Here is a 12,435-nt window from a genome sequence, read left to right on the forward strand (position 1 = left end):
GATCCACCTGTTAGTAGGAGGTTCGACGATGGTCCGTCCTGCCCGCAGACCCGGCCGTTTGGCCACGGCGGCCGCCGCGCTCGCCGTGGCCGTGTCCGGGTTGTCGAGTGTCCCCGCCGCCGCGGCAGATCCGCCGGGGTGGCACCGCCTCACCCCTCCCCTGACCACCCCGTGGACCGGCCAGGTCTCGCCGGACAACGCCCTTCCCGAATACCCGCGGCCGCAAATGACCCGCGACAACTGGCAAAACCTCAACGGCGTCTGGGAATTCTCCGCCGCCAAACCGGGCGATTCCCCGCCGATCAAACGCAGTCTCGACGAACGCATCCTCGTGCCGTATCCGGTCGAGTCGGCGTTGTCGGGAATCATGCGGCACGAAACGTCGATGTGGTACCGGCGGACGTTCCAGGTGCCGAAGAACTGGCACGTCGGCGGCCGGGGCGAGCGGCTGATCCTGCACTTCCAGGCAGTCGACTACGACACCACGGTGTGGGTCAACGGCCATCAGGTCGCCCGCCACACCGGCGGGTACGACGCGTTTTCCGCGGACGTCACCAACGCGTTGACCACCGGCAAGGACCAGGAAGTCGTCGTCGGCGTCACAGACCCCAACGACGCGGGCGGACAACCGCTCGGCAAACAGCGGAAACCCGGCGACGGAATCTTCTACACCCCGACGTCCGGCATCTGGCAGACCGTCTGGATGGAACCGGTGACCCCGGCCTACATCTCCCGAGTAGACACCACACCGGACGTCGCCAGCGGCTCGGTCACCGTCAACGCCGTGGTGGGCGGACCGACGAAACAACGCGTGCAAGCCATCGCCTACGACCACGGCCGCGTCGTCGGCTTCGCGTCCGGACCGGCGAACACCCCGTTGAAACTCAAGGTGAACAAACCACATCTGTGGACGCCGGACGATCCGTTCCTGTACGACCTGCGGGTCTCACTGACCTCCGGGGACAGCGTCGGCTCGTACTTTGGCCTCCGATCGGTCTCCATCGGGAAGACCGCCGACGGCAAGCAACGGATGCTGCTCAACGGCAAGTTCGTGATGCAACTCGGCCCGCTGGACCAGGGCTTCTGGCCGGACGGCATCTACACCGCACCCACCGACGCGGCGCTGAAGTTCGATCTGGAGCAGGAAAAGGCGCTCGGCTTCAACATGGTGCGCAAGCACATCAAGGTCGAGCCTGACCGCTGGTACTACTACGCGGACAAACTCGGGCTCCTCGTGTGGCAGGACATGCCCGCGATGAAGGACGACATCGAGGCCACGCCCGCGTCGCAGGCGAACTTCGAATCCGAGCTGCACCGGATGATCGACCAGCACCGCAGTTTCCCGTCGATCGTCACGTGGGTCCCGTTCAACGAAGGCTGGGGCGACTACGCCGTCGGCCGGATCGCCGACCAGGTCAAGGCCTGGGACCCGACGCGGCTCGTGGACGCGGAGTCCGGCGTCAACTGCTGCCGCTCCGAACCGGACAGCGGCCGCGGCGACATCTACGACGACCACACGTACACCGGCCCCGGAACCCCCGTGCCAGACGCCACCCGCGCCGCGGTCGACGGCGAATACGGCGGCCTGGGCCTGAAGGTCGACGGACACCAGTTCGACCCGGCCGGCAGTTTCGCCTACGAGATGGAACCGGACAGCGCCACGCTCACGCGCCGCTACGCCGAACTCCAGCAACGCCTCCTGCTCGCCGGACGGCAATGTGGCGTGTCGGCAGGCGTGTACACGCAGACCACCGACGTGGAGAAGGAGGTCAACGGCTTCTTCACCTACGACCGTCAGGTGAAGAAGATGGACTTCGCCGCCGTCCGGGCCGCGAACCTGTCGGTGATCAACGGCGTCGACGGCTCGCCGCAACAAGGTCCGGTGATCCCGCCAGGCACCCCAGGCATCGACGGAATCGCCGCGTACCCGTTCGACGAGAACAGCGGCACCACGGCAGCGGACACCGTGGGCCAGCACGACGCCACGCTCGTCGGCGGCGCTTCTTGGACCGCGGGACACAGCGGTTCGGCACTGGCGGTGAACGGCTCCGGCCAGTACGCGGACACCGGTGCGCCGCTGGTGAAGACCGACCTGAGCTACAGCGTCGCCGCGTGGGTCAAGTTCAACGCGGTCGGCGACGGTTTCCAGACCGTGGTGAGCCAGGACGGGAACGACCACAGCGCGTTCTTCCTGCAGTACTCCGGCGCGGACCACAAGCTGGCGTTCAGCTTCGTGGGCACGCGGGCACTCGCCCCGCTCACCCCGGAAGCCGGCCGCTGGTACCACCTGGTCGGGGTTCGGGATGCCGCTACCGGACAGCTCGCGCTGTACGTGGACGGGCAGCTGGCGGCGTCGAAGAGCGTCTGCCTAGGCGAGGCGTCGACCGGCCACACCGTGATCGGCCGCGGCAAGTACGGCGGCAACCCGGTCGACTTCCTCAACGGGGCGGTGGACCAGGTGCATCTGTACGACCGGGCGTTGTCGGCTGCGGAGGTGGCGAAGCTGTACGCGTCCTGATGTCCGTGAAGGACTCCTTGAGGGAATCAGATTCCCTCAAGGAGTCCTTCACGGCTCTCCCCGCTTCGCCCGCACCCGCCGGTAACTCCAGATCAGCAGCGCGAACAAGATCAAGCTGGACAGAATCAAGCTCGTCCCCGTGCTCCACCCGCTCAGCGGCAGCGACCGCACCGTCCCCCACACGATTCCCGCGGCCAGCAGCGCCAGACCGGCCAGCACCGAGCCGGCGATGCGCAGCGGCGAGGACACGCTCTCCTCCGCGGCTTGCATCGCCCGCGTCCGCACCGGGTCGACAAATCGCTGCAGCGCCGGGAACTCCGACGCCAGCACCAGCAGTCCGGCGAGCACCAGCAGCAATCCCGGCCCCGGCAGCACGAGCAGCACGACCCCGACGATCACCAGCGCCCCGCCGACGACCGAGAGGAGCACCCGGCGCACTGGCTTGCCCAATCCCATCGGGCCAGTGTGCCGCCGGGCTCGCGGTACTGCCAGCCGGACTGTCCATACTGGACCCGGCACCGCGCTGGCCGGTTTTTGTCGGTGCCGGGTGGTTAGCTGCTCAGCGTGATCGAATCACTACCTGACCTCATCCGCCGCTGGCAGGCGGGATGGGGCGCGTCCCGAGGATTCCGGCCCGCCGAGGAAAGCCGCGGCGGGCTGCACGTCCTGCTCGAACAACCGGATCGGCATCGCGAGGTCGTCGCGTTGTCCGCCGAAACCGACGTACTGCGCGGCCTCGCCGAAGAAGTTGCCGCGGCAGAACGCCCGACCTGGCTGACCGTGCCGACGAATCGGCCGGAGGAAGTCGAAGCGATCGTGCGCGAGGCCGGGCTGAAGCTCCGCGACGCACGCGAAGCGCTCATGACCATTCCCCTGCGCCGACATCCAGCGCGTCCAACTCCGCCGCCCTACACCGGTGCGACCACCGTGCACGGGGCGGTGTGCGAAACCGTGCTGCGACATCCCGATTCGGGTGTCGCGGCGCGCGGAACCATGGCCGTGGTCGGCACGGACGCGATCGCGGACCGGATCGAAACCGTCCCGGAGCATCGCCGCCGCGGTCTCGGCAGCGTGGTGATGAGTTCGCTCGCGGAAAACGCCATGGCACACGGCGCGACCACCGGAATCCTCGTCGCCACCGCGGACGGGCAACAGCTGTACTCGGCGCTGGGCTGGACCACGCGCGCCGCCGTCCTCATCGCCCAGAACCCGGCAGGCTGACATGGATTGGCTCGCCGACACCCGAACGTCCTACGACACCGTGGCGGAGGACTACGCCACGTTCGTCCGCGACGCACTGGGCAAACAGCCGTATCTGCTTGCCGCGCTGCGGTTATTCGCCGAACAAGTCGACGACGGCCCAGTCGCCGACGTCGGTTGCGGCCCCGGCCAGGTCACCGCCCACCTCAACGGGCTCGGCGTGGCCGCGTATGGCGTCGACCTCTCCCCCGGCATGATCGAGGTGGCCCGGCGCGACTATCCGGAGCTGCGGTTCGAGGTCGGTTCGATGACCGATCCGCTGCCGGCCGCGTCGCTGGCCGGGATCGTGGCGTGGCAGTCTGTCATCCACCTGCCCGACGAGCTGCTCCCGGCTGTCCTCGCGAACTTCCGCCAAGCGCTGCGTCCCGGCGGATTGCTTCAACTGCTCTTCCACGTCGGCGACGAAACGCGGCTGAAAACCGAGGGCTACGGCGGCCACCCGATGAACGTCCAGGTGCACCGCCGCCCACGAGAACGCATGACGACATGGCTGCGCGACGCCGGGTTCACCGTCGAGGCCGAACTGCTCCTCAACCCGGAAACCCCGGCGCCGCAGGCACTTTTGACCGCCAGGAGCCGTTAGTGACCAGCCAGCAACTGCTCGAACGACACCGACGCGTACTCGTCGTCCGGCTTCGCCTCAGGCGCCGCTGCCACCAGCTGCGCCAGCTCGCGGCCAGCCCGCTCCACGCGCTGTTGCAACGCGCCCGTCGCCTCGACGCTGCCCCAGTCCGACGACGCCGCGTACACGCCTGTCGCAACCACGGTCGCGCGAAGGTAGGCGAAGAGCGGCCGCAGCGCGAAGTCGAGCGCGAGCGAATGCCGTTCGGTACCGCCCGTCGCGGCGAGCAGCACCGGCTTGCCGTCGAGCGCTTCCTTGTCCAGCACGTCGAAGAACGATTTGAACAGCCCGCTGTAGGAAGCGGTGAACACCGGCGTCACGGCGATCAAGCCGTCCGCGCGAGTCACGGTGTCGATCACTTCCCGCAGCTGGGGGCTGGGAAACCCGGTGAGCATGTTGTTGGTGATGTCCACCGCGATGTCGCGGAGTTCGAACACCTTCACCGTCACGTCGTCGTCGACGAGGGCGGCGCGGGCGGCCTCGGCCAGCCGGTCGGCCAGCAGCCGCGTCGACGACGGCTGGCTCAACCCCGCGGTGACCACGGCGATAGTGCGTGCAGTCATGACCTCTCCACTCGATCCGGGGTACCTGGGTCAGGCGTTGACAGCCTGGGCTGCCTTGAGCGATTCGTGCGTGGGCGCGTCCGGCACGTGCGCCGGGCGCTTCGCGTCCAGTTCCTTGCGCAGCACCGGCACGACCTCCTCGCCGAGCAGGTCGAGCTGCTCCAGCACGGTCTTCAGCGGCAGGCCGGCGTGGTCCATCAGGAACAGCTGGCGCTGGTAGTCGCCGAAGTGCTCGCGGAAGGTCAGCGTCTTGTCGATGACCTCCTGCGGGCTGCCGACGGTCAGCGGCGTCTGCTCGGTGAAGTCCTCCAGCGACGGGCCGTGCCCGTACACCGGCGCGTTGTCGAAGTACGGCCGGAACTCGTTCCACGCGTCCTGCGACTTCGGCCGGATGAACGCCTGCCCGCCGAGCCCGACGATGGCCTGGTCGGCCTTGCCGTGCCCGTAGTGCTCGAAGCGCTGCCGGTAGAACGCGATCAGCTGCTGGAAGTGCGAGGTCGGCCAGAAGATGTGGTTCGCGAAGAACCCGTCGCCGTAGTAGGCGGCCTGTTCGGCGATCTCCGGGCTGCGGATCGAACCGTGCCACACGAACGGCGGCACGCCGTCGAGCGGGCGCGGCGTCGAGGTGAAACCCTGCAGCGGGGTGCGGAACTTGCCCTGCCAGTCGACGACCTCCTCGCGCCAGAGCTGGTGCAGCAGCGCGTAGTTCTCGACGGCCAGCGGGATGCCCTCGCGGATGTCCTTGCCGAACCACGGGTAGACCGGGCCGGTGTTGCCGCGGCCCATCATGAGGTCGAGCCGCCCGTCGGCGAGGTGCTGCAGCATGGCGTAGTCCTCGGCCAGCCGCACCGGGTCGTTGGTGGTGATGAGGGTGGTCGACGTCGAGAGAACGATCTTCTCCGTCTGCGCCGCGATGTTCGAAAGCAGCACCGTCGGGTTCGCCGGCGCGGCGAACGGCGGGTTGTGGTGCTCTCCGACGGCGAAGACGTCGAGACCGACTTCTTCGGCCTTGAGCGCGATCTTGACCATCGCCTTGATGCGCTCGTGCTCCGAGGGCGTGGCGCCCGTGGTGGGGTCGGTCGTGACGTCGCCCACCGAGAAGATTCCGAACTGCATGACCGCTCCCTAGCCGGTTGCTTCGTACCTTGCTTGTCGGCACAACTACTCGCGTGGAAGATGTATTCCTACAGGACTATACCGGTGACCTGGGACACGCTTCCGGACGCCGTCGGAGGCGCAGCGGCCAGTTCCTGTCAGGGGGTGCGGATATCCTGCAGTACGGTGACGGCCCGGGGCCCCTGCTCCGGCCACCTGTTTGCCCACCGAACAGCACGCCTCGATCCGGGAGAACGACCTCGTGACCGCTGAGACTCTGTACGGGGCCGACGACCTGACCCACCTCGAGGGACTCGAGGCGGTCCGCAAGCGCCCCGGGATGTACATCGGCTCCACCGACAGCCGAGGCATCAACCACCTCTTCTCCGAGGTCGTCGACAACTCCACCGACGAGGGCGTGGCCGGCCACGCCTCGCGCATCGTCGTCACGCTGCACGCCGACGGCAGCGTCCAGGTGGACGACGACGGCCGCGGCATCCCCACCGGCGTCCACGCCAAATCCGGCCTTTCCGGCGTCGAACTGGTGCTGACCCGGCTGCACGCGGGCGGCAAGTTCGGCGGCTCCGGGTACAAGACGTCCGGCGGCCTGCACGGCGTCGGCGCTTCGGCGGTCAACGCCCTGTCGCACCGCTTCGACGTCACGGTGAAGCAGGACGGCAAGGTGCACCAGATGTCGTTCGCGCACGGCGTGCCCGGCGTGTTCGACGGCCCCGGCCCGAAGGCGAAGTTCACCCGCCGCTCCGGCCTCAACCTCGTCGGCAAGATGAAGCGCGGCGAACGCAGCGGCACGTCGATCCGCTACTGGTACGACGCGCGGTACTTCGAAACCGGCGCGGCGCTGGACGTCGAGGGCGTGCGCACGAAGCTGCGCAACACCGCGTTCCTCGTGCCGGGCGTCACGTACGTGCTGCGCACCACGTTCGAGGACACCATCAACGAGGAGACCTTCCACTTCCCGAACGGGCTGGCGGACATGGTCGACTTCCTCGCCCCGGACAGCGAAAAACCCGTCTGCGGCACGCTGATGATCACCGGCGAGGGCACGTACAAGGAAAACGCGGCGGACGCCAACGGCGTCATGCAGTCCAATGTGGAGCGACACGCCGAGGTCGAGGTCGCGCTGCGCTGGGGCACCGGCTACGAGCGCACCGTGGAATGCTTCACCAACACGATCCGCAACGTGCACGGCGGCACGCACCGGCGCGGCTTCGACCGCGCGGTCACCCGAGCGCTGCAGGACGTGATCGGCAAGACGCGCGGGCTGCTCAAGGCGAAGGAGGACCCGCCGACCACCGAGGACGTGCTGGAGGGCATGACCGCGGTGATCCACGTCCGGCTGCCGGAGCCGCAGTTCACCTCGCAGACCAAGGACGAACTGTCCACGGCGGGCATCACGCGCGTCCTCCAGGGCATCGTCGACAAGCAGGTGCGCGCCTGGACCGAGGACCGGAAAACCAAGTCCGAGGCCAAGATCGTGCTGCAGAAGGTGGTCGACGCGGCACGCGTGCGGCTCACCCAGAAACAGCAGAAGGACGCCGCCCGGCGCAAAACCGCGCTCGAGGGCGCGGCGATGCCGCCGAAGCTGGTCGACTGCCGCACCACCGGCGTCTCGCGCAGCGAACTGTTCCTGGTCGAGGGCGACAGCGCACTCGGCTCGGCGCGGATGGCGCGGGTGTCGGAATACCAGGCGCTGCTGCCGTTGCGCGGCAAGATCCTCAACGTGCAGAAGGCGTCGCTGGGCGACACGCTGAAGAACGCCGAGATCGCGTCGATCGTGCAGGTGCTCGGCGCGGGCACCGGCCGCACGTTCGACCTGTCGACGATGCGCTACGGCCGCGTGATCCTGATGGCGGACGCGGATGTCGACGGTTCGCACATCCGCACGCTGCTGATCACGCTGTTCGCGAAGTACATGCGCCCGGTGATCGAGGACGGCAGGCTGTACGCGGCCATGCCGCCGCTGCACAAGATCACCACCAAGGGCCGCGGTTCGGAGACCGTCTTCACCTTCACCCAGCGCGAGATGGAGCAGAAGGTCGCCGAACTCGAAGCGGCGGGCAAGACGGTCGTCACGCCGGTGCCGCGGTTCAAGGGCCTCGGCGAGATGGACGCCGACGAGCTGTGGGAAACCACGATGAACCCGGCGACGCGCTCGGTCCGGCGGATCACGCTCCAGGACGTCGAGGCCGCGGAGCTGGCGCTGGAACTGCTGATGGGCGAGAAGGTCGAGCCGCGGCGCAACTGGCTGGTCGAATCGTCCGACCGCGTCGACCGCGACGCCATCGACGTCTGAGTTTTCCGTTCGTTCCCAAGGAGTTGTGAGCCATGGCTCGCCGTAGCAAGACCCCGGTGACCCGGGTCGACCCGAGCGCGTTCGACTCGCCGGGCGCACAGGTCTTCGACAACCCGCTGAAGACGGAGATCGAAGACTCGTACCTGGAGTACGCGTACTCGGTGATCCACTCCCGCGCCCTCCCGGACGCACGGGACGGCCTGAAACCGGTACACCGCCGAATCCTGTTCTCGATGAACGAGAACGGCTACCGCCCGACACACGCGTACGTGAAGTCGTCACGCGTGGTCGGCGACTGCTTCGTGCGCGGCGCGCTGGTGTCGACCCCGGAGGGTCTCCGGCCGATCGAATCCATCGAAATCGGCGACCAGGTGCTGGACAGCCACGGCAAAGCCGTGCCGGTCGCCGAGGTTTACGAGAACCCGCCGGACGAACTCGTCCGCATCACCTGGTCGAACGGCCACACCATGACCGTCACCCCGGGACAGCGGTTCCGTACCGTGGCGGACGACTCGACGCTGGACTGGACGGCTGCGCGCGACCTGACCGGACGGCTAACCGTCGCCTACGGCGCCAGCCGGCGGGAATGCCTGCCGCGAGGCGGGGACCGGTACGCCTATCTGCTCGGCTTGATCACGGCCGAAGGGTTCGCCGTCGACCGGAATCGCCCCGCGGACGGGCGAGTCCGCATCCACATGTGCGACCTCGAACCGCTCGACGCCGTGCACGAGTGGGCGCAGGCCAACGGCGTGCGGGTGTCGCGCGGGAACCGGGCCGCGGCGAAACCGGAATGGCGCGACCAGCACATCCTCACCTTCGCCCGGCACGACGGCCTGCTCGCGGCGGGCGAACCGCTCAGCGACGCGAAGCACGTGCCCGCGGAAGTCCTCTCGGACCGGGCTTCCTGGGCTCCGTACCTCGCCGGTCTCTTCGACGGCGACGGCTACATCCGGAAGAACCACCGGGAGATCGTCTACGTCAGCACGAGCGAAAAGCTCGTCCGGCAGGTGTACGCGATGCTCGCGGACCTCGGCATCCACGGCCGCCACTGGAGCAACCCCAAGGAAACCGGTCACAAGACGCTCCTCGGCCTGTCCGTCAGCGGTTCTGACGCGGCGACGCTGTCCCGCATCTTGCTGCCGTGGATCACGATCGGCTACAAGAAGGACAGTCTCGAAAAGCTCGCCGAAATCGCTTACGAATACGGCGGAAAGCAAGGGAACGACCGGCTGCCCAACAAGGGAGTCATGGCCGAGTTCTCCGCCGCGCATCGCGGCGGCGGCTGGTTCCACGACACGTCCGGAACCGCGTTCCGGGCGTCGCTGTCGACGACGAGCGGTGCCGCGGTCCGCTACGGAAAGGACCGGCACGGCACCGCGCTGGCCGACCGTTCGTTCCGGCTTTCCCGGGCGCGGCAGGACGGCTGGATCGAGAAATTGCGCCGGATCGGTTCTCCGCTCGCCGAACGGCTCGACGCGCTGAACGGATTCTCGTTCCTGGAAGTGGTTTCCGTCGAGCCGGTCGAACCGGAAGCCACTTACGACATTCAGGTCGGCACGGACGAGCACGAATTCGCGGCCGAGGGTTTCGTCGTCCACAACTGCATGGGCAAGTACCACCCGCACGGCGACACGGCGATTTACGACGCCATGGTCCGGCTCGCCCAAGATTTCTCCTTGAACGCCCCGCTGATCGACGGGCACGGAAACTTCGGGAGCCCAGACGACGGACCGGCCGCTTCGCGATACACCGAAGCCCGGATGTCGAACGAAGCGATGCTGCTCGTCGGCGAACTCGGCGAGGACACCGTCGACTTCCGGCCGAACTACGACGGTTCGCTCGAGGAACCGTCGGTGCTGCCTGCGGCGTATCCGAACCTGCTGGTCAACGGCACGTCCGGGATCGCTGTCGGCATGGCGACCAACATGATCCCGCACAACCTCGGCGAGGTGATCGGCGCCGCGCGGTGGCTGATCAACCATCCGAACGCCACGCTCGACAAGCTGATGGAGTACGTCCCCGGCCCCGACCTGCCCACCGGCGGCAGCCTGCTGGGCCTGGACGAGGTCCGCAAGGCCTACGAAACCGGCCGCGGCGTGGTCCGGATGCGCGCGAACGTCGAGACCGGCCCGCTGGAAGGCAGCCGCGGCCGGCAGGCGATCACGGTCACCGAACTGCCGTACGGCGTCGGCCCGGAGAAGGTGATCGAGAAGATCACCGACGAGGTCAACAAATCCAAGCGGCTCACCGGAATCGCGGACGTCAAGGACCTCACCGACCGCGAGAACGGCACGCGGCTCGTCATCGAGTGCAAGGTGGGCGTCAACCCGCAGGCGCTGCTGGCGGATCTCTACCGCCTCACGCCGCTGGAGCAGTCGTTCGGCATCAACAACCTGGTGCTCGTCGACGGGCAGCCGCAGACGCTCGGCCTGAAGGCGCTGCTGGAAGTCTTCCTGAAGCACCGCTACGAGGTCGTCACGCAGCGCACGCGCTACCGCCGCCGCAAGCGCGAAGAGCGCCTGCACCTGGTGGACGGTCTGCTGATCGCGCTGCTGAACATCGACAAGGTCATCCGGCTGATCCGCGAAAGCGAAAACGCGGCCGCCGCGAAGGACGGCCTGATGACGAAGTTCAAGCTGTCCGAGATCCAGGCGACCTACATCCTGGACACCCCGCTGCGCCGCCTCACGAAGTACGACCGCCTGGAACTGGAAAACGAGCAGGACAAGCTGCGCGCGGAAATCGCCGAGCTGACCACGATCCTCGAGGACGAGTCGGTCCTGAAGAAGCTCGTGTCGACGGAACTGGCGAAGATCGCCAAGGACTTCCCCACCGACCGCCGCACCCGCCTGATCGACGGCGACCTGAAGGAAGTCCTGGCCGCGTCGAAGCCGTCCGGCCCGCTGGAGGTGGCGGACGACCCGTGCCAGGTGATCCTGTCGGCGACCGGCCTGGTCGCCCGCACCGCAGCGGAATCCGAAGAGGCGTCGGAAGTCCGCCGCCGAAACGGCCGCGTAAAACACGATGCCGTGTCAGCCGTCGTGCACACCACCGCACGCGGCCAGGTGCTGCTGGTGACCAGCCGAGGCCGCGCGTTCAAGACGGACGTGCTGCCCCTGCCAGTGCTCCCAGAACAAGCAGGCACAGTCTCGTTGCGCGGCGGTATGGCAGCGAAAGAGCTGGTACCGCTGGAAAAGGGTGAACGCGTCGTAGGAATCGCCCCGCTGGGCGAACAAGCAGGCGACTCACCAGGCCTGGCCATCGGCACCCGCGGCGGCGTAGTGAAGGTGTGTGCCCCGGATTGGCCCGTGCGCTCGGATGAATTCGAAGTCATCAGCCTCAAGGATGGTGACGAGATCGTAGGCGCGACCTGGCTGACCGACGGAAACGAAACCCTGGCGTTCATCTCGTCGGATTCCTCCCTGCTGCGCTTCGCCGCGAGCCTGATCCGCCCGCAAGGCACCAAGAGCGGCGGCATGGCGGGCGTGAAACTGTCCGCAAACGCCACCGCGATCTTCTTCGGCGCCATCCGCACCGACGACGAAGAACACGGCGAACCCATGGTCGTGACGGCAACGGGCCAGAGCGTCAAGGTGACACCCTTCAGCGAATACCCAGCGAAGGGCCGAGCCACCGGCGGCGTGCGAACCCACCGTTTCCTCAAGGGAGAAACCGAAGTCCAGGTCGCCTGGGTAGGCCCCCGCCCAGCAGGCGCGAGCCGCACCGGAGACCCAGTAGAACTCCCAGAAATCGACCTCCGCCGAGACGGCTCGGGCCACGCCCACCCAGGCCCAGAAGTAGTAGGCCACCTCATCGAACGCGGCTAACACCAGTACGTGAGGGGAACCCTGAGGGAATCAGAATTCCTCAGGGTTCCCCTCACTCACCCAGCCCACCCCAATTCGGCGGGGACAGGCACATTAATTTCTCTCAGCAGTTCGACAAGCAACGAATCCGCCGCGCCAGCATTCACCACAACAACGCAAAGCCCTAAACCGGCAGCGATGCACCCAACGAGCGAGGCACCCACCCCACCCCCAACCCCGATACGAAGCCAAAAACA

General features: G+C 67.5%; 8 protein-coding genes. 5 read left to right on the forward strand and 3 right to left on the reverse strand.

Features of this window, described 5'->3' with window-relative positions:
- Positions 1–28: 28 nt before the first annotated feature.
- On the forward strand, positions 29–2,518 hold the full coding sequence (locus FKO37_RS43295) for a glycoside hydrolase family 2 (protein WP_037818331.1): 2,490 nt from the start codon (positions 29–31) through the stop codon (positions 2,516–2,518).
- A gap of 48 nt (positions 2,519–2,566) precedes the next feature.
- Here the strand turns inward: FKO37_RS43295 and FKO37_RS43300 are convergent, their stop codons facing one another.
- Positions 2,567–2,974 carry a PGPGW domain-containing protein gene (locus FKO37_RS43300; RefSeq protein ID WP_037818330.1) on the reverse strand — a complete coding sequence of 136 codons (408 nt, stop codon included), beginning with the start codon at positions 2,972–2,974 and terminating at the stop codon, positions 2,567–2,569.
- 108 nt (positions 2,975–3,082) lie between these two features.
- Here FKO37_RS43300 and FKO37_RS43305 point away from each other — a divergent pair, with 108 nt between their 5' ends.
- Both FKO37_RS43305 and FKO37_RS43310 read left to right on the forward strand, forming a co-directional pair.
- Positions 3,083–3,739: a GNAT family N-acetyltransferase gene (locus FKO37_RS43305; protein ID WP_238608138.1), complete on the forward strand. Its 657-nt coding sequence runs from the start codon at positions 3,083–3,085 to the stop codon at positions 3,737–3,739.
- Between the two features lies 1 nt (position 3,740).
- Complete coding sequence (locus FKO37_RS43310; RefSeq protein ID WP_238608139.1) at positions 3,741–4,361, forward strand: trans-aconitate 2-methyltransferase; 621 nt, start codon at positions 3,741–3,743, stop codon at positions 4,359–4,361.
- Here the strand turns inward: FKO37_RS43310 and FKO37_RS43315 are convergent.
- Both FKO37_RS43315 and FKO37_RS43320 read right to left on the reverse strand, forming a co-directional pair.
- The gene (locus FKO37_RS43315) at positions 4,358–4,963 is read right to left on the reverse strand and encodes an FMN reductase (RefSeq protein WP_134663377.1); all 606 of its coding nucleotides are present in this window, start codon (positions 4,961–4,963) and stop codon (positions 4,358–4,360) included. The two genes, FKO37_RS43310 and FKO37_RS43315, sit on opposite strands and share 4 nt — an antisense overlap.
- A 30-nt stretch (positions 4,964–4,993) precedes the next feature.
- On the reverse strand, positions 4,994–6,079 hold the full coding sequence (locus tag FKO37_RS43320) for an LLM class flavin-dependent oxidoreductase (RefSeq protein WP_037818326.1): 1,086 nt from the start codon (positions 6,077–6,079) through the stop codon (positions 4,994–4,996).
- A 241-nt stretch (positions 6,080–6,320) separates the two neighbouring features.
- Here FKO37_RS43320 and FKO37_RS43325 point away from each other — a divergent pair, with 241 nt between their 5' ends.
- On the forward strand, positions 6,321–8,372 hold the full coding sequence (locus tag FKO37_RS43325; protein WP_037818420.1) for a type IIA DNA topoisomerase subunit B: 2,052 nt from the start codon (positions 6,321–6,323) through the stop codon (positions 8,370–8,372).
- Between the two features lie 32 nt (positions 8,373–8,404).
- Positions 8,405–12,199 (forward strand): DNA topoisomerase (ATP-hydrolyzing), encoded by a 3,795-nt coding sequence (locus tag FKO37_RS43330; RefSeq protein ID WP_238608140.1) that lies wholly within the window; start codon positions 8,405–8,407, stop codon positions 12,197–12,199.
- Positions 12,200–12,435 lie beyond the last annotated feature (236 nt).

It is taken from the genome of Amycolatopsis sp. Poz14 (assembly GCF_006704225.1).
GTDB lineage: Bacteria > Actinomycetota > Actinomycetes > Mycobacteriales > Pseudonocardiaceae > Amycolatopsis > Amycolatopsis nivea.

Coding starts and splice junctions, on each gene's coding strand:
- FKO37_RS43300 (WP_037818330.1), bottom strand. CDS start 2,974: ATGGGATTGGGCAAGCCAGTGCGCCGGGTGCTCCTCTCGGTCGTCGGC.
- FKO37_RS43310 (WP_238608139.1), top strand. CDS start 3,741: ATGGATTGGCTCGCCGACACCCGAACGTCCTACGACACCGTGGCGGAG.
- FKO37_RS43315 (WP_134663377.1), bottom strand. CDS start 4,963: ATGACTGCACGCACTATCGCCGTGGTCACCGCGGGGTTGAGCCAGCCG.
- FKO37_RS43320 (WP_037818326.1), bottom strand. CDS start 6,079: ATGCAGTTCGGAATCTTCTCGGTGGGCGACGTCACGACCGACCCCACC.
- FKO37_RS43330 (WP_238608140.1), top strand. CDS start 8,405: ATGGCTCGCCGTAGCAAGACCCCGGTGACCCGGGTCGACCCGAGCGCG.
- FKO37_RS43295 (WP_037818331.1), top strand. CDS start 29: ATGGTCCGTCCTGCCCGCAGACCCGGCCGTTTGGCCACGGCGGCCGCC.